Annotated in this window: 16 protein-coding genes; 7 read left to right on the forward strand and 9 right to left on the reverse strand. The window is 71.5% G+C overall.

The window, feature by feature from the left end; translation table 11 throughout:
* Positions 1-454: 454 nt before the first annotated feature.
* The 6 genes from ACIBAD_RS29960 to ACIBAD_RS29985 form a co-directional block, all read right to left on the reverse strand.
* Positions 455-1,708, reverse strand: coding sequence for a serine/threonine-protein kinase (locus ACIBAD_RS29960; RefSeq protein ID WP_398909727.1), 1,254 nt, complete (start codon positions 1,706-1,708; stop codon positions 455-457).
* A gap of 176 nt (positions 1,709-1,884) precedes the next feature.
* A complete protein-coding gene (locus tag ACIBAD_RS29965) occupies positions 1,885-2,286 on the reverse strand; it encodes a cofilin family protein (protein WP_134067319.1) in 402 nt (133 codons plus the stop codon).
* Between the two features lie 129 nt (positions 2,287-2,415).
* Positions 2,416-2,691, reverse strand: a complete 276-nt coding sequence (locus tag ACIBAD_RS29970; RefSeq protein ID WP_134067317.1) for an isoamylase early set domain-containing protein — start codon at positions 2,689-2,691, stop codon at positions 2,416-2,418.
* A 345-nt stretch (positions 2,692-3,036) separates the two neighbouring features.
* Positions 3,037-4,389, reverse strand: coding sequence for an MFS transporter (locus tag ACIBAD_RS29975; RefSeq protein ID WP_398909732.1), 1,353 nt, complete (start codon positions 4,387-4,389; stop codon positions 3,037-3,039).
* A gap of 269 nt (positions 4,390-4,658) precedes the next feature.
* A complete protein-coding gene (locus tag ACIBAD_RS29980) occupies positions 4,659-5,204 on the reverse strand; it encodes a hypothetical protein (RefSeq protein ID WP_398909734.1) in 546 nt (181 codons plus the stop codon).
* 184 nt (positions 5,205-5,388) lie between these two features.
* Entirely contained in the window at positions 5,389-6,822 is a 1,434-nt protein-coding gene (locus tag ACIBAD_RS29985; protein WP_398909736.1) for a carotenoid oxygenase family protein, read from the reverse strand.
* Positions 6,823-7,084: 262 nt separating this feature from the next.
* Between ACIBAD_RS29985 and ACIBAD_RS29990 the strand changes: the two genes are divergently transcribed.
* The gene (locus tag ACIBAD_RS29990) at positions 7,085-7,312 is read left to right on the forward strand and encodes a hypothetical protein (protein WP_134067311.1); all 228 of its coding nucleotides are present in this window, start codon (positions 7,085-7,087) and stop codon (positions 7,310-7,312) included.
* A 240-nt stretch (positions 7,313-7,552) separates the two neighbouring features.
* Positions 7,553-7,861 (forward strand): DUF6247 family protein, encoded by a 309-nt coding sequence (locus ACIBAD_RS29995; protein ID WP_134067309.1) that lies wholly within the window; start codon positions 7,553-7,555, stop codon positions 7,859-7,861.
* 180 nt (positions 7,862-8,041) lie between these two features.
* Here the strand turns inward: ACIBAD_RS29995 and ACIBAD_RS30000 are convergent, their stop codons facing one another.
* A complete protein-coding gene (locus ACIBAD_RS30000; protein WP_398909739.1) occupies positions 8,042-8,968 on the reverse strand; it encodes a helix-turn-helix domain-containing protein in 927 nt (308 codons plus the stop codon).
* Positions 8,969-9,252: 284 nt separating this feature from the next.
* On the opposite strand from ACIBAD_RS30000, the gene ACIBAD_RS30005 reads away from it, so the two are divergent.
* Positions 9,253-9,567, forward strand: a complete 315-nt coding sequence (locus tag ACIBAD_RS30005; RefSeq protein ID WP_398909741.1) for a hypothetical protein — start codon at positions 9,253-9,255, stop codon at positions 9,565-9,567.
* A gap of 359 nt (positions 9,568-9,926) precedes the next feature.
* On the opposite strand, the gene ACIBAD_RS30010 is transcribed toward ACIBAD_RS30005, so the two are convergent.
* Positions 9,927-10,538 (reverse strand): TetR/AcrR family transcriptional regulator, encoded by a 612-nt coding sequence (locus ACIBAD_RS30010; RefSeq protein WP_134067305.1) that lies wholly within the window; start codon positions 10,536-10,538, stop codon positions 9,927-9,929.
* Positions 10,539-10,590: 52 nt separating this feature from the next.
* On the opposite strand from ACIBAD_RS30010, the gene ACIBAD_RS30015 reads away from it, so the two are divergent.
* Together ACIBAD_RS30015 and ACIBAD_RS30020 are read left to right on the forward strand one after the other, a co-directional pair.
* On the forward strand, positions 10,591-11,562 hold the full coding sequence (locus ACIBAD_RS30015) for a GNAT family N-acetyltransferase (RefSeq protein WP_398909743.1): 972 nt from the start codon (positions 10,591-10,593) through the stop codon (positions 11,560-11,562).
* Between the two features lie 1,345 nt (positions 11,563-12,907).
* Complete coding sequence (locus tag ACIBAD_RS30020) at positions 12,908-13,492, forward strand: hypothetical protein (RefSeq protein ID WP_134067301.1); 585 nt, start codon at positions 12,908-12,910, stop codon at positions 13,490-13,492.
* Positions 13,493-13,681: 189 nt separating this feature from the next.
* On the opposite strand, the gene ACIBAD_RS30025 is transcribed toward ACIBAD_RS30020, so the two are convergent.
* Positions 13,682-14,023, reverse strand: coding sequence for a HopJ type III effector protein (locus tag ACIBAD_RS30025; RefSeq protein WP_398909746.1), 342 nt, complete (start codon positions 14,021-14,023; stop codon positions 13,682-13,684).
* Positions 14,024-14,329: 306 nt separating this feature from the next.
* On the opposite strand from ACIBAD_RS30025, the gene ligA reads away from it, so the two are divergent.
* Positions 14,330-16,378, forward strand: coding sequence for an NAD-dependent DNA ligase LigA (ligA, locus tag ACIBAD_RS30030; protein ID WP_398909748.1), 2,049 nt, complete (start codon positions 14,330-14,332; stop codon positions 16,376-16,378).
* Positions 16,379-16,601: 223 nt separating this feature from the next.
* The gene (locus ACIBAD_RS30035) at positions 16,602-17,153 is read left to right on the forward strand and encodes a DUF998 domain-containing protein (protein WP_398909848.1); all 552 of its coding nucleotides are present in this window, start codon (positions 16,602-16,604) and stop codon (positions 17,151-17,153) included.
* The last annotated feature ends 124 nt before the right edge of the window (positions 17,154-17,277 follow it).

The raw sequence follows: 17,277 nt of genomic DNA on the forward strand, positions 1-17,277 counted from the left end.
GCGCCTGCACCGACCCGCCGCCAGCCCCGGCCCCGATCCGCGTCCCGAAACTCGGGCCGGGCAGGCCCCGCAAGAAGCCCGACAGCCTCGCGGCCGACAAGGCCTACAGCAACGGGCCGTGCCGGCAGTACCTGCGGCGCCGGGGTATCCGGCACAGGAGCTGAGAGGTCGGCCGAGCTGCCCCGCGTGAGGTTCCCCAGGGCCGCACGCGGCCAAGGGCTGCGCACGGCTGGTAGCCAGACCAAGGTGTGCCGGAAAGTCCCCCGGTCGGCCCGGAACAGGTGGGTGGGGAGCGGCACGTGCGGTTGGTGAGAGACCAGCCAAAGCCGCACCCCCCAGCGGGATGGCACGGGCACCAGATGTCCCGACGCCGTCGGGCCGGTCTGAGCGTTGAAAACACCCCGACGCGGACCCATCACGTTGAAGGTGGGCGCTTCGCAGGGGGCTTCAGGGTTCACGGGGTTGCCTCGTACTCGCCCTGGATGCGCATGTGCGCGCCGGCCGCCCAGATGTACGGGATCCGGCCAGGGGGTACCCAGCCGCCGTCCTTCGGGCGGCTCGCGAACACGGTCGCCACGCTGCCGCCGCCCGCGATGACGGGGGTCAGCGCCTTCCAGGTGCCGCGGGTGCCGTCACGGTAGCGGCCGGTGCCCTGCCAGCCCCAGTCGGTTCCGCCGGCTCCCGCCGCCGGGACGGGTAGCGACGCGTTGATCTCCGCCGGTCCCAGCGTGCTGCCGGCGCCCCAGGACAGTTCGGCGACGTAGAGGACGGTCGTACCGATCCGGGTGTACCGGCCGCCCGGTACGCAGGAGCCGAGCGCGGTCAGACCCGACCAGGTGGGGGTGTAGGGGATCCAGGCCGGCTGGTGTCCGTCGGCAGGCGGGACGGCCGCGGCCATGGCGAGGGCGCGCTCGATCGTCGGCCGGTCGGCGGGGGCCTTGGCGAGCAGTGCGGTGATCAGCGAGGTCAGGGGGGTGTCGGCGTGCTGCGGAGGGGGCGGGTGGTGCAGTGCCACCGCCGCCAGTGTGGCGGTGGGCGTCTCGCGCCGGAAGGGTGACCGGCCCTCCAGTGCCTCGTACAGGGTGACGCCGAGCGAGAAGAGATCCCCGGCGCCTTCGTCCTCCGTGCCGTTGAGCCTCTCGGGAGCCATGTACTCGGCGGAGCCGAGCACCCCGCCCGTCACCGTGAGCGCGGTGTCGGCCTCGTGCACGGCGATGCCGAAGTCGCCGAGCAGCACGTCACCGTCCGCGGCCAGCATGACGTTGGCGGGCTTGAGATCCCGGTGCACGATCCCCGCCGCATGGGCTGCCTGGAGCGCCTTGAGCAGCGCAGTGGCCACCTGCGCCACCCGGGCGGCGGGCATCAGCCCCTGGACGCGAAGGTACGCCTCCAGAGAGCATCCCTCCACCAGTTGCATGACGATCCACGGAATCCCGTCCTCGACCACCACGTCATGGACCGCGACGATGTGCGGCCTGTCCCGGAGCTTCGCCGCGTTGCGCGCCTCCCGTGCTGCGCGGGCCAGCCGCGACGCCTGCTCGCGCTCCGAGCCGACCTGCTGGGGCAGCCAGACTTCTTTGACCGCCACCTCCACGTCCAGTGCCTCGTCACGGGCGCTCCACACCCGGCCGAACCCCCCGGAGCCCAGGGGCCCGACGAGCCGGTAGCGCCCCCCGATGGCCTTGCCCGGCTCTGCCTCCGCTACCAAAGGCCCTTACCTCTCGCCTCGTTCGCCGCCCGACCCGCTGCCCCGAGCCGCCCGGAGACGACACTACGGACGCCCCCACCAAGGTTCAATGGCCACGCAGCGCGGTCGACGGAATCCGCGGTCGACGGGATCCGCGCTCCCGTCCACCGGCGTCTGCCGCCGTCAGCCGTGAGGCTTCAGCCGGCCAGGGCGACGAGCCTTCCGTACTCCAGCTGGCCAGTCCGCCTCGCGGTGAGGTGGACGTGAACGTCGGGGAGGTATTCCTTCAGGGCGTCGTACCCGGCCGTGTATGTCTCTTCGTGCCTGCCGGCGTCCGGCGGCATCCAGAAGATCAGGAGCTCTTCGTTCCTTCGCGTGCCCTCGGGGCTTGCGAAGGACAGCTGATGGACGACCAGTCGCGGTTCGTCCGAGGGCATGGCCTGCACGAGCTCGTCGTGCGTCAGGTTGCCCTCGACTTCGGGGACCAGAACTCCTGGGGCGTCCGCGTATCGCAGGATCACGGTATTGATCTCCCGGGTCTCCCTCAGGCTGTGCAGGGCGGTAAGGCAACCTTCCGAAAGGCCGATCGGGGTGTTCACGGGGGTCTCACCTCGGTGGTGGTCAGGACCTGGGCATCAAGGTGCGGCAGGCAGGCTGTCATGGCGGCCCAGCCGGGTGAGAACAGGCACCCTCTGCCGCCGCACGGGGCGGGTCGGCGACGGCGGCGGTCAGGTGTGGAGGTGGCTGTTGGTGCCGTCGTGGCTGTCCGCGTGTTCGTCGTTGAACCAGTGGCCGCCGGCGGCGAGGTAGCGGAACGAGTGCGCCTTGTGGGCGGGGAGCGTGACGGTCGCGGCGCGTGTGCCGTCGCCGCGGGGTTCGAGGGGGTGGGCTGCCGGGTTCCAGTGGTTGAAGTCGCCGACGACGCTGACCGGCCCGTCCGGGGTGTCCTCGGGGAGGACGAAGGTGACCTGGGTGCGGCCCTTGACCTGCTTGCGTTCGAGCACTGAAAAGACTCCAGGGCGAAGAGGCGGATGTCAGCTCGCCATCTTCGCGCCGGCGGCCCCGGTACACACGGGTACGGGGCCGTGGGCCGGTCGCAGGTCACCCGGGTGGTGGCGTACCGGCCTTCGCGTGGCCCCGGTGGTCGGAACGGCGGATCCCGAGCCTCCGGCCCACCGGCCGGAGTCCGGTTTCGAGGAACACCCCTCCTGGCCGAAGAGGGTGGACGAGGTCGGACAGGACCCGGCGGTCCGGATCGTCCGCCTCCGCGATTCGTTGGAGGCCGGCTGCCGCGCCGCCCTGGGCGTACCCGAGGAGAGACAGGTGGACGTGCATGATCTGGGGCGGCGTCAATCCCACGCACTGTTGTTCAACTCCTGCTCCAATGCCGGATCCGGCTCCGGACCGGCCGATGTTGCGGCCGCCGTGCTGCGGAGGGGGAGGGCCGGGATGGCGGGCCCTTTCCTCGCCAGGCTCCCACGCCCGGCGGCCGCCAGTACGAGCACGGCGGAGGCGGCGGCCGCGCCGCAGGACACGGCGAAGGCGGCCCGGTACCCGTACGCCTGCGCCAGCGGGCCCGCAGCCGCCGCGGCCAGCGCCTGGCCGATGATCAGGCCGCTGCCAACCGTGCTCATGGCCTCTCCCATCCGCTCGGCGGGGCCGGCACGTTCGACGAGCCCGAACAGCGCGATGAGGTGCGGAGCCACCATCAGTCCGATTCCGGCGACGGTGAACGCCGCGCCCCACAGGCTCGACACCGCGAGCAGCGGCAGGGTCAGCAAGGCCTGGAGGGCGATGGTGCGGCGCAATCGGCCGGTCAGGTCGGCCGTACCGGGCCGGGCCACCGTCACGAACCCGGCGATCGAGCTCGTCACGGCCATGGCGGACCATACGAGCCCGGCGGCCCCTGGGGAGCCGACGGACTCGGCGAGAGCGTTGACCCCGGTGTTGGCGCCGCTCCACGCGGCGCCCTGCAGGACGGCCACGGCGAACAGCAGCGCCAGGCCCGGGGACCACAGCCGTACGCGGCCGTGCGCGGCGGAGGCGATGGCCGTCGCCCCGGGCGCCGTGCGGTGCAGGGCGAAGAGCGTTCCGAAGATGACGATCAGGGCGGCTGCGAGGAGGAGCGCTGCCGTGGGGTGGAGGGTCACCGCGAGGATCCCGGCCAGCGCGGGTCCCACCATGAAGGCGACCTCGTCGAGGGTGGTGTCGAAGGAGAGCGCGGCCCCGACCAGAGCCTTGTCGTCTCCGGCCAGCCGAGCCCACCGGGCCCGGGCCAGCGGCCCGACCTGCGGCACGGTGAGGCCGGTGGCGACGGCCAGCGACAGCTGGCCGGCCAGGGGCCGTCCGGCGAGGACGGCTGCGACGAGGGCGAGGAGCACGGCTGCGTTCGCGGTACAGGCCGCCAACAGGACGGGGCGGTGGCCGCGCCGGTCGGCGAGCCGCCCGATGACGGGGCCGCCGAGGGCCTGGCCGAGCCAGAGAGCCGCCGCGACGGTGCCCGCGTCGGCGATGCCGGCGCGTTCGTTGACGAGCAGCAGCGTCCCGATGGGACACAGGGCGGCGGGGAGCCGGGCGAGGAACCCGTAGAGCGGGAGAGCGGCACCGCCGAGGGAGAGGACCCCACGGAATCCGCCGGACACGGATCCGGGTACGGGAGGAAGCGGGGAGCCGGGTGGGGAAACGGGGACGGGCACGGACATGGACGACCTCCAGTCACACGCCGACCCTCCCGTTTCTCCGGCGCGCGCTGTTGCCCGTTGACGGGGACCGTAGTGGAGGAACGAGTGGTTCGGTAGGCCCTGTTCGGGGGACGGGGCCATGCCCTGGGTGAAGGTGGTCGCAGCCCCCCACCGCCCCGGCTCCGGTCTCCGCGGCCGCGTGGGGCCCGTGCCCGTGCGATCGTCGGCCGCTCCATCGGCACTCCAGCCGGGGAGGGCCGAACGGGAGCGCAGCCAGGGCCGAACCTGGTCTAGGACGCTGCTGGTACCTCACTGCGGGTCGCCGTCATGCTCACGATCGTCCAGGAAGCCGTGGCCCACAGGGAGAGCGCGGCGCCCCCGCCCACAACCAGGCGTACGAGCGCGTCGGACCCGTCGGCCCAGTGGATGACGGCTGCCACCGCTCCGACGGCCACCAGCAGGGCGGCGGGGAACTTGAGGCGGGGCTGCTCGAACGTCGCGGCCAGGGGGAGGAAGTGCAACCCGACGACCACTGCGACCAAGGAAGGGATCAGCGCCTGGGCTCCCGTGCTCGCGCAGCCCGCCACCACGGCGGCGATCACCAGCCACTGCAGGGCGTTGATCTGGTTGAAACGCCGTCGCCGCGCCGGGTCGGCGAGTGGATCCGGCTGCGTGCCGTCGAGGAAGCGACGGCGTGCGACGAGCAGCAGCCCCACCGTCACGAGGCATCCGGCGATGACGGCGACCAACCGACCCGGTGCGCCGAACGCGCTGGTGCCCAGCAGCCACCAACCGAGACCGAACAGTGCAAGAATCCCTACCCCTGACTTGAACATGCCAGCACTGTAGATCGCTGGGGGCTACGCGCACCACGGAACAGCGCAGCCGTAGGCCGCGGCGGCTCTGGTGTCTGTTCCGCCGTGCGCCTTCGTGGTGAGCAGTTCCTGCGGGCGGTCTTTACGACTGCACGCCGACGGCCCCCGTGGCTGCCTGCCGTCGATCGTGTGGCAGGGACCTCGCTCAGCCGTCGGTCGGCAGCCAGCAGCCGTGCAGGCCCAGCGGGACCCGGACCGGGATCCGGGCGCGGGCCACGGGGCCGGAGGCCGGGTCCTGGGCCGGGACGACCAGGAACCAGGCGGACCCGTCGGTGCGGTCGGTGGCGAACGTCAGCCAGTGGCCGTCCTCCTCCGCCTCCCGCCCCGGCACCGGCGCGAAGACCGGCTCCCCGACGGACAGGTCGCCGGCATCCCAGACGCGGGTGGTCCCGGTCTCGGTGTCGTGGAAGCGCACGGCGTCGTACTCGCCGGGCAGCAGGTCCGTACGGCCGGTCTCGGTGGCCAGTGCCGCGTACCGGTGGCGGCGGCCGATGCGCCGGTCGTCGATGCGCGGGAACTCCACCCGCGCGTCGTCCAGCGGCGTCCGGGCCATGGTGCCCGCCTCCGGGTCGATGCGCGCCCGGACGAGTCCGCCGCTCGCGGGGGCCGCCCCCGGCTCCGGTTCTCCGCCGACGGTCAGCCGGCTCCACTGCACGTAGTCCAGGACCACCGGGGCCTCCGGGTCCGGTCCGTCGTCGTACGCGTTCACCGTGTGCCAGAGCCAGAACGCCTCGTCGGTGGCCCAGCGCGGAGGCCCGCCGTCACGCGGGACGAGGACCACGCGCGTGCCGCGCTCGGGCCGCCAGGCGAGGAACGAGCCGCCCGCCATGGCCGCGGCGAGGTCGAAGAAGGCGGGCGCGAGGACGATGACCGCGTAGCGCTCGGTCAGGGCCATGTCGTGGATCATCATCGGCTCGTCCACGCCGTCGATCGGTGTGGGCCCGCGCGTGACCGCGCCGTCGCGGCCGATGACCGACCAGGTCAGGTACGGCGCCTCCAGGCCGTAGCAGAAGACGACCATCTCGCCTGTGACCGGATCGATCTTGGGGTGGGCGGTGATGCCCATCGGCAGAGTGCCGTCGAAGTCCTCACGGCCGAGCGTCTCCAGGCCGGCGCCGATCCGGAAGGGGCAGGCGGACTCCGCGAGGGCCAGCAGCCGGCCGCCGTGCCGTACGACGTTGATGTCGGGCATCTCCCTGAAGGTGCCCGCGAGCTCGGGCCCGACCTGGTCGGCGTCCGGCACGATCATCGACTCCAGGCCGCCCCACAGGGCCCGGCCGACCCGCTCCTCGGCCAGCAGCGCGGGGGTGCGTACGAAGCGGTTGCGGTAGCGGGCGCGGCCTTCCGAGAGCCAGATCCCGTGCAGCATGCCGTCCCCGTCGATGGGGTACAGGTACGAGCCGATCGGGGTGAAGCGGGGATTGGGGCCGTTGCGGAGGTACAGCCCGTCCAGCGCCGTCGGGATCTCGCCGGTCACCTCCAGGTCCGCGACGTCGACCTCCTCGCTCACCGGCGCGAACGAGCCCAGCAGGTGGGGAACCCGGGTGGGGTCGAAGCGAGGCGGCGTGTGCGTGTTCACGGGACCTCCCGGGGTGTGCTGGCTCCGGTCCTGTCGACACTTTCCAGTGAAGCGCGGTGGCCGGGGCGGCGCCACGCGTCCGGCACGGCGCGGACGGGCCGCCGGGCGCCGCCCGGCACACCGGCGGAGCCGCCCCCCTCGACGGCGCGTACCCCGCCGTGCCCATCGGCCCCGGCGGAGCACGGAACTGCATCTTTGGGCCTACTGCGTTTTCGTACCTGAAGAGGACGATCTTGCGGCACCGCTGCGCGATCGTTGATCCGTGCGAACAACCATCGGATACACCCTCGAAAGCATCGGCTACGTCATAGGAGCCCAGGGGCTTGTCAGCTTCGTTTCGCAGACCTTCTTCGGTACGGAGTGGGGCTGGATGCACAAGCTCGTGGACCTTCCGTCCACCGCGTACCTCGGCATCCTCGCCGTGGGGCTGGCGCTCATCGTCGGCGGGGTGAAGACGCGGAAGACGCCCCAGCAGCAGAAGGTCGCTTGACCAGCGGGGATTTCAGCCCGACTGCCATTCCGGTGTCGAGTGGTTGAAGTCCGCAGGCCGAGGGGATGCCTTCGGGGATGCGGGCGTTCGGGCCGGGCTACGTCGGCCGGCCGGTTCCGTAGCGTGGGACAGGAGGGAGGCCCTGCGTTCAGAGCCATTTCGCTCGGTCGAGGACCGAACCCCTCCTCCCTGCGCCGCCGCGGGGGCTACCGTGGCGGTACGACCTGTCTGGAGGAGCCCGTGAGCGCCCGACCCGCCGACGACGTACCCGTCCCGCCGTACGCGCCCGCGCCCGGCGCGCCGGCCGAACTCCGCGCCCTGCTGCGCGCCGACCGTCGTGCGGACACGTGGGTGGCGGCGTTCGAACGGGACTGGGCCAAGGCCCTGGAGGATGCCCGCCACACCTTCAGCCTCACCCCCCTGCACGAGGTGGTGCGCGCCTGGCAGCTGCGCCTGGCCGCTGCCCCGGCCGTCGACGCTTTCATGGACTCGGGCCGCGACGATTCCACCTTCGTGGACCTGGACGACGTCCTCGGCGGCCGCGGCTGAGTGATCGGCCGTGGGGCGGTGCCTGCGGTCCAGCCGAGCGTCTGTTTGCGCAAGGGCCGGTGCCGGTTCCAGGGCTTGTGCGGTCGCGGTCGCGGTCGCGGTCCGGTGCCGGTCGGTGTCGGTGACGGAAACCGCGGTGGCCTCGCCCCACTTGGTCGGGGGTCATTTCAACCGGCGCTGTCAAGCGTCCGCAGGCCTCGATCCGGTCGAAGGGGCTTTCAGGCCTGCAAGGGACGTCGTTCCGAAGAAGTCGCTGAGGCATCCGTCGGGGCCCGTCGCCGTTCCCGACGTTCTCAGGCCGATGAGATCGCGTAATTGCCTGGGGGTATGGCCGGAGAGATTCCGGAAGTCCCGGTTCATGTGTGCCTGGTCGTGGTACCCGCTCATGGCCGCGAGCTCAGCCAGAGAACGGTAACGGCTGGACGGGAGTTTGAGAGCGTACTGAAAACGAATGATCCGGGACAGGGTCTGGGGCGGGATCCCTATGTTTTCACGGAAGAGAGTCTGGATGCGGCGGCTCCCCCTTCCCGTGGTCCGGCACAGCTCGCGAACGGACATACCGCCATGACTGGACCAGAGCTCGTTCCACGCTTCGGTCATCAGAGGTGAAACAGGCGGACGGTCCGCCACCCGTTCCGCCAGGGCGTCGTCGACCACGGCCCACCGGCTCGTCCAATCCTGGGCCGCTGCGAGCCGTTCAGTGGTCCTTGTGGTCCAACCCGGTCCCATGGCGTGGTCGGGGTGGGCGACTGCGTCGGTGAGGTGGTGCAGCGGCAGGCCGAGGCAGCGGTATGCGCCCATCGGCGTGAACTCCACCTCGATCGCGTGCCCCGCTCCCTGGTACCCGGCCACGAGGGGTGTGGTCCGCAGGCCTGCGAGCATCGAGCGCCGGCCGTCCGCTGTCGGCTCAGCGGCGTTGCCGTCGTGTACGTACAGAGGCTCCCCCCAGCCCAGGACCAAAGTCACCCTGGCGGAAGGGAGGTTGACCCTGGGCGGTCTCGCGCCAGGCGTCCGGTACCCCCGATACCTGATCACCTGATCTGACAACGATGCCGGGGGCCTTCGCTCGACGTTCTCGCCCCGGTCGGACTCCGGTGCCGGTGCCATGGCCCTCCCGGTCTCGTGGCGGGTTCATCCGTTCGTGACGGGCGGATGGGTGCGCATGCGTACAAGAAGCGCGTCGTTTCGGGCCTCATTCTGATGGGGCGTGAAAGCCGCGGTGTAGGTCATGACCGGACAAACCTGCGCGAGGGAGCTCTGGGTGCCGGAGAAGGGTCGGGCCGGAAGTTGCACGCGCGACGGGCCGCTCCCTGTGTCCGGCCCCTGCGGGCCGTCCCAGGCAGGGGATCCACCGCGGTCTGCGACCGGAAACGAATCAAGGAGAGATGCATATGCGTACACGTCGATTACTCACCGGAATGGCGCTCGGGGCCGCCGTGCTGGCCGGTATCACGGCCGCACCGGCCCAGGCCGCCCACGCCGCCCCTGCCGGGCCCGCAACCACGGCCGGAGGCCGGGCAATGTCCATCGGCGGCCCCATCAGGTCCTGTGCCTCGGTCAGCTGTGCTCCGGTCGGGCAGACCGAGTACGGGGACGACGTCTTCTGGACGTACTCCGTCGTCAACTCAGCCGGAAATCGGTGGTACCGAGTCACCTCTCCGCGCAACGGCTTCATCTACTGCATGAACATCACCGCACCCTGCTGACCTGCCGCCCCAGGTCCCTGATGCGCGTGGCCCCCACGGTGGCACCGACGGCATCCGGGCCGTACGCGGGCGGTGTTCGGTCGTAGCGGACGGGGGAGCGTGTCCGGGGTTCTCGACCCGGACCGGGTTCATGCCGACCAGGGGGAGGTCGGCCCGGCCCGCTGAATGCCCTCGTGGCTGCTCGCAGCCGTCTGAGCCATCAGGGCTCGGTTGTGCAGGGAGATCGTCTGCCGGTCCGCCACCGCAGTTCGTGGCGGGCCGGCTCGGCGCGGCGGGTAATCGTCAAGCACCAGGTGACGGGCGACGGCGCCGGCCACTCCCCACCCGCATCCGTCAGCCCACCACGAGCCACCGCGAGATCAATCGTCAGACAGGTCCCGGCGGCGGGCGAGTGAGGCGAGGAAGGAGTCGACCAGCGCGGTCTGCACGTCCAAGGTGAAGTGGTCGGGGTCGAACAGAGCCTGGACGACGAGGCCGTGGGTGAAGGCCACGGCGGTGGCGGCGAGTTGCTCCGGATCGGCGGTCGCGGGGAGCTCGCCTGCTTCGCGTGCGGCTTCCAGGTGCGGGCGGATCGTCGAGCGCAGCCGGGTGTAGCGCCCGGCCTGCGCCGCGGCGAGGCCGTCGTCGGCGAGGGAGAGGTCCCAGGAGCTGACCCAGATGCGGTTGCGTGCGGTGTCGCCAGGGGTCAGCGGCAGGATGTCGAGGAGCATCGCGCGCACCGTGGCGAGCCCCGGCGCCGGGCGCGCTCTGCGGGGTCGCTGCGCGGTCTCCTTCTCCAGCAGGTCCAGGGCGTGCGTGACGAGGGCCCGTTTGGTCGGGAAGTAGTGCATGAGCATCCCGGTCGAGACGCCCATCGCGGTGGCGACGGCGCGCAGGGTCAGCCCGCCGAACCCCTTGGCGGCGAGGACGCGCCACACCGCTTCTGATACGTCCTTGCGGCGGGCTTCACGGTCTCCAGGTGCGGGCGGCATGCTGCTAGCTTACGTACCGAACGCTTGTTACGTACCTGGAGAGCGAGGCCCCATGTTCACCCTGCCGCTCGGCGACCGTGCTCAGCTCCGCCCCCTGGAGCCCTGGCAGGCACCGGAGTTCCTGGCCCACATCGACCGGGCCCGGGCCACCGTCGACCCGTGGATACCCTGGGCCTCCCTCAGCACCGACCTCGCCTCCGCCGAGGCCACCCTCCAGCGCTACGCCGACCGGCAGGCCACGGACGGCGCCCGGATCCACGGCATCTGGCTGGACGGCACCCTGGTCGGCGGTGTCATGTTCACCCGCTTCGACGGCGCCTCCGGGGTGTGCGAGGTCGGCTGCTGGCTGGAGCCGGCGGGGGAGGGGCAGGGGCTGGTCACGCGGGCCTGCAGGGCGCTGATCGACTGGGCCTTCGCGCAGCGCGGGATGAGCCGGGTCGAATGGTGGGCCTCCTCGGGCAACGCCCGCAGCATCGCGGTCGCCCGCCGGCTCGGCATGAGCCGCGACGGTGTGCTGCGGCGGCACTCCGTCCACCGGGGCGAACGGCGTGACATCGAGGTCTGGTCGGTACTCGCCGAGGAGTGGCCGACCGTCGGTGACGAGTCCGAGGCCACCGTACGCGCTGAACTCGACCGGCTGATGGGCATGTTCGTGGGCGCCTTCAGCAACACCGGTGGTAGGCGGCCAGACCTCGACGTCATCCGTGACGTCTTCGTGCCGCAGGGGAGGATCATCGCGAACGTCGGCGACGAACCCGTGGTCTACGACCTCGACGGATTCATCGCACCACGCCAGAAAATGCTCACTGACGGGACCCTGACGGAGTTCTCCGAATGGGAGGTGACCGAGCGTACCGAGGTCTTCGGGTCGATAGCCCACCGGTTCAGCGAGTACCGCAAGTCCGGGTACCACAACGGCGAGTGGTTCGAGGGCCGCGGCCACAAGACCATCCAGTTCCTGCGCACCCCTGCGGGTTGGAGGATGTCCTCCCTGGCCTGGGACGACGTCCCCGCGGGGCCGTGAAGCCTCTCCAGCAGCGCGAGGCGTCCGTGGAGGGTCTTGACACGGCCCGGACCGCTTGGGCAGTCCCCGCGGGGCACACAGGCGTACCCGCGCCCCGGCCCCCTGGGTGCCCTCGCCCGGGCGGTCCCCGGAATGCTCGCGGCCGCCACCGCCCACGTGTCCGGCGACGCAGGGCCGGACGGCCGCCGACCGGCCCTCACCCGGCCTGGGTCGAAGAGTTCCTCACCGGGGCGGGCCTCGACCCCGAGGGAGGTGGCCTTCGTCGTCCAGGGGGAGTACGGGCCGAGAGGCGCCGCAGAAGCGGCGTTTCGCCGGTGCGGGGCCCCGGCTGTTGCTGACCGGGTTGGGCGGAGAGGGGGTGGGGCCCGGGCGTCAGGGGGGAAGGGGTGACAGCCCGGGCCGGTGTCGCGGTACCGCGGGGGAGCGGTGTGCATTTCGTCGCGACACATGAAGGAACGATTCATCAGTCGAGAGGTAACGGGTCTGGAAGGCGGAAACGATCCACGTGTTAACCGGCAACGGGGCGGGAGCCGGCGGGTCAGACCTTCTGGCGCGGCCTGTCGGGAGAGTTCCTGGTCGGAGCGAGTCGGGGGTCGTGGTGGAGCGGCCGGGGATGCGCGGCGCGGTGGCCTTCTCATGCGGCTCGGCCCTGGTCGGCCCGTCCGCTCGTTGAAGCGGCGGTTCCGGATCCCGTCGGCGGTGCCCCGCTGCAGCTGGTGGAAGTGGATGGTGTGACTGCGAGCCACCGGCGACGTCCAAAGGCCGGCTCTGGCGCGCTCCGGTCCCGGTACCCCCAGCAGCACGAACCGGCCAGCTGCCCTGGTAACACCAGCTCGAGTGCGCCGCAACGGAGGCTTCTCGGCCAATGCGGGGGGCGAATCGGGCAGTTCGGAGCATCGATGGTGTGCCGCAGGCCGTCCCGCTCCATGATCTGCGGCAGCAGGGCGCCGTCCACAACCGAGACACGCCCCAGGAAAGGGAGGGCAGTGTCAGACAGCAGGCCGCAGGCCGCCGGCCGCCGGCTTCGAGGCGGGGATAGGGGCCGGAGACGTGTACAACGTCCCGCTGATCGTCACCGTTTCCTCGCGGCTGCACGAGCCCTGCTTCCCTTTCGGCTCGGAGCGAACCGGGGCCTCGCAGCCGCTCTACGCGCGGACGTTGCCCGGAGCGTCGGAGCCGCTCAGCCCGCTGGCCCCTACGCATCAGGCGCTGGCCCGCACCGACCAGATCGCTCGGGCCGAGCCCTGGACCATGTCGCGGCCGCGGTCCGTCTCGACGCTCTCCACGGGCGCCGCCGGGACCCCGCCCGCCGCATCGGCGAACGCTGACAGAAGGGAACGTCCACGTGAGCCAGCACGCCATCGCGTACGTGCACAGCAGGAACATCGGCGACGAGACGGCCCGGCGGGTGTTCCTGGCCGTGGCCGAGCAGAGCAAGGGGGAGGGCGACGTCCTCGGCCTGAACCTGTGGGACGCCGACATCCCCGTTCTCGCCCAGCGGGCCGGCATCGACGCGGACGAGTTCCGCCACCAGCTGCGTACGCTCAAGCAGCACGTGCGGATGGACGTCCTTGAGCACTCCGACGGCCTGTGGGAGATCGTCTACGGGCCGACGTACACCCAGCCGCCCCGTCCCCGGCCGGTGACCCCGGACGCGCACCGGGCCGGTCCGCAGGCGTTCTGGATGCCGGGCTGGGACCACTACAGCACCTGGGGCTACGACGAAGGACTGGACTGCCTGTACGCCCAGCTCTTCGCGAACCAGGACGACCCCGATGCCGCGCCCCGCATCTGGATCACCCCGCCCGGGTACCAGGTCCGCACCGTCGGCGAACTCGCGGCATCCATCGCCGAGGCCCTCACCCCGTACCTACCGGTGCCGGTGGCGGCCGAAGCCGTCAAGGCCTGGCTGACCACCCCGCCACGCTGAGCGCGCCCAGGCACCTGCTCCTGACCGGGCCGGACACTGCGCGCACATGCTGGTCGTGCGCCGCGCCGGCCTCGGCAAGCCCCCAGCCCGAACCCGCCCCGCCTCCACAGACCGGCGACCGCGGCACGACGCGGGGCCTTCAGGACGGGGTGGTGGACGTGACCCTCGGCGCTCGCCCGAATGCGCTGTTCAGCTCTTGCGGGCCAACGGTTGCCCGGCGAACCTCACCCCTGCCAGGCCATGGGCCATGAGGTTGCGGATGTTGCCGTGATCATTGTCGTTCGGCGTTGCGAGCACACTGCGGTAGTGCTCACCGAACGCGAGCAGCGCCTCTTGGTCGCTCAGCCCCTCCAGCAGGGCCAGTCCCAGCGTCTTGCAGGAACCCTCGTTCTCACCTGCGGCATTTTCCAGTTCCCCGTTGCGGAACGCCTGCGGCCGGTACTCGTAGTGCGCGGTGACGAAGGCCAGGGTGTCGGCGAACTCGTGCTCACCTGACGCAAGGCTTGCCCGCAGCGAGTTCAGATCAGTCATGTTGCTTCCCCTGGGTTGAGCAGACGATCCGATCGTCGTCCGTGATCGGACGAAGATACCCCCTCGTCGCCAGCCGGCAGGGATCGCGCCACATGTCGGAACGGCGGCAACTGCGCAGGTCACGGTGTGCGTCTGTGAGACCCGGCGGAAGCTGCTTTCGGTCCGCGCGATCGGCAGGGAGGGCAGTGCTGATCAGCGGGGCCGTTGCTGTTCTCGCCCCGCGCGCCCCCGCGCCGCAAAGCGGCTCGGTTGCGTGCCGTGGCACCGCGGGGCCGGGCGGTGGCGTTGTCAGTGCCGGGCAGGATGATGACCCTCATGACCGAAAACAGTGCCCTGCTCTCTCCTGCCGCCTACGTGGAGGCCGTGACCACCGCCGTGGCTGCGTCGGCCGCGTACTACGGCGACGGGACCACCCCGCTCGGTGACGACGAGTACGACGGGCTGCTGCGCGCCATCGCGGCCTACGAGGAAGCCCACCCGGACGAGGCGCTTGCCGAGTCGCCGACCGGGAAGGTGGCGGGCGGGGCCGTACAGGGTGACGTGCCGCACTCGGTGCCGATGCTCTCCCTCGACAACGTCTTCGACGCCGACGAGCTCGCCGAGTGGGCCGCAGGGCTGGAACGGCGTCTGGGGCGCCCTGTGGCCGGGTGGTGCGTGGAGCCGAAGCTCGACGGGCTCGCGGTGGCCGCCCGGTACCGGGGTGGTCGGCTCGTGCAGGTCCTCACCCGCGGCGACGGCTTGGCCGGCGAGGACATCACACACGCCGCCGACGCCGTTCTCGGTCTTCCGCCGGTGCTCACCGAGCCGATCGATGTCGAGTTGCGCGGCGAGGTGCTGCTGACGGCCGCGCAGTTCGAGGAGGCGAACCGGATCCGCCTCGCCCACCAGGCCACGCCCTTCGCGCACCCGCGCAGCGGAGCGGCCGGCACCCTGCGGGCCAAGGACCGCCCCTACCGGATCGAGTTGACCTTCTTCGCCTACAGCGCGATCGGCCTGGACGACCTCGGCCACGTCGCTCTGCTGGAGAATCTGGCCGCGCTCGGCGCGAACACGGCCGCCAGCACGGCCGCCGCCCCGATGCGATGCGAGACCGTGGAGCAGGTACAGGATCGCATCGACGTGATCACCGGCCTGCGCGGAGACCTCCCGTTCGGGATCGACGGTGTCGTCGTCAAGGCCGACACCGCCGAGGACCAGCGGCAGGCCGGCAACGGGTCGCGCGCCCCGAGGTGGGCGGTGGCCCGGAAACTGGCGGCCGAACACAAGGTGACGCGCCTGCTGGCGGTGGAGTGGAACGTCGGCCGGACCGGGATCATCGCCCCGCGCGCCGTCCTGGAACCCGTGGTCATCGACGGGGTGACGGTCACCTACGCCACGCTCCACAATCCGTCCGACATCACCCGTCGCGGGCTCATGATCGGCGACCAGGTGTTCGTGTACCGCGCCGGCGACGTGATCCCCCGGGTCGAGGCGCCGCTGGCCGACCAGCGCACCGGCGCCGAGAGCCCGATCGTCTTCCCCGAGGCCTGCCCCCGCTGTGGCGACGCGATCGACACCTCCGAGCAGCGGTGGCGGTGCGTACGCGGCCGAAACTGTCAGGCAGTAGCCTCGGTGATCTACGCGGCGGGCCGGGACCAGCTCGACATCGAAGGACTCGGCGGCACGCGCGCGATCCAGCTGGTGGAAGCCGGTCTGGTCAAGGACGTCGCCGACCTGTTCACGCTGACCCGCGAGCAGCTCCTGGGTCTGGAGCGGATGGGTGAGACCAGCGCCGCCAACCTCCTGGCCGCCATCGAGACCGCCCGCGGTGCCGCATTGAGTCGCGTGTTCTGCGCCCTCGGCGTCCGCGGCACCGGGCGCACGATGTCCCGCCGCATCGCCGCGCACTTCGGCTCGATGGCCGCGATCCGGGCCGCCGACGCGGACACGCTGGCCGGGGTCGACGGCATCGGCGCCGAGAAGGCACGCGTCATCGCGGCCGAACTCCTCGAACTCGGCCCGCTCCTCGACAAACTCCAGGCCCAGCAGGTCGGCACGCAGGTCACCGAGCCGCAGAAGCCCGCGACCGACGGAGGCGACGGCGAGGACTCGGCGGGCGGCCCGCTGGCCGGACAGGCCGTCGTGGTAACCGGCTCCATGACCGGCCCCCTTGCGGTGTTGTCCCGGAACGAGATGAACGAGCTGATCGAGCGGGCCGGGGGAAAGGCATCGTCGTCGGTGTCCAAGCGCACCACTCTCGTGGTGGCGGGAGAGAAGGCCGGCTCCAAGCGCACCAAGGCCGAAGAACTGGGCATCCGCATCCTCGACCCCGAGGAATTCGCCGTCCTCGTCGCCGACTTCCTCCCCACCACCTAGTGACCTGAGTCAGACGTCTCCTGGTAGATCTACCGCCGCCTGGTCCGGGAAGGAACGTCTGCCACCAGCCGGGAGCCAGCCAGCTCGAACGTCGTGTCTAGGAGAGAATCTCTGACTCAGGTCACTGGAAGCCGTCCGGCCGATCACGCGCGAAGCCGGATTACCAGGGCGGCGTCGGGGATGGTGTCAAGGAACGCCGCCCAGGTGGAGCGTCGTGAGGCTCATGGGATGGTGCCACCCCGGCCCGGGGATGATCGTTCTTGTCGAGGGCGCCCGGGCCGAACCGTGGCGGCAGCTCCCGGCCCGCAGCCGGAACGCACTCAGCCAGCTCGCGCTCGGCGAGGCGGGCCGGGATCAGACGGTCAACTTCCTGATCGCCGGCGCCCTGCTGGTCATGGGGGGCGTCGGTTTGCGCCGGGTGCTGGGCGGCCACCCGGGTGGCATCTGGGGTCCGGTCCTGGTCGGTGTCTTCGGTGCCTCCTTCGGGGCTGCGGCGGCTTTCCCGGCCGACGCCGGAGCGGGCTTTCCCGCCGGAGCGCCCGACGTGACCGTGATGAGCGGCCACGGCGCCGTCCACATGGCGGCCGGAATGGTCGGCTACCTCGCTGTGTGCGCCGCCTTCGTCCTGCTGGCCGGCTCGCGCGCCGCCCGAGGCCGCCGCGGGTGGGCCGTGGCCTCGCGTCTCGTCCCGGCCGTCGTCCTCGCCGGCTTCGCGGCCTCCGCAGCCTCCGTCCTGGCCTTCACCGCCGGAGCGGGCTTGGCCTGTTGTGGCTGAGCGCGGTGACGGCCCGTCTGGCTTCCGTCCCGGTGAACCGCTGAGCGCTGCTCGACGGCCACTCACGCCACGGCCCTCGTCGGCCACACCCTCGCCGAGGACGCCGCCACGTCCTTCGGACGCG

This window comes from Streptomyces sp. NPDC051109 (assembly GCF_044455885.1).
Classification (GTDB): Bacteria; Actinomycetota; Actinomycetes; order Streptomycetales; family Streptomycetaceae; genus Streptomyces.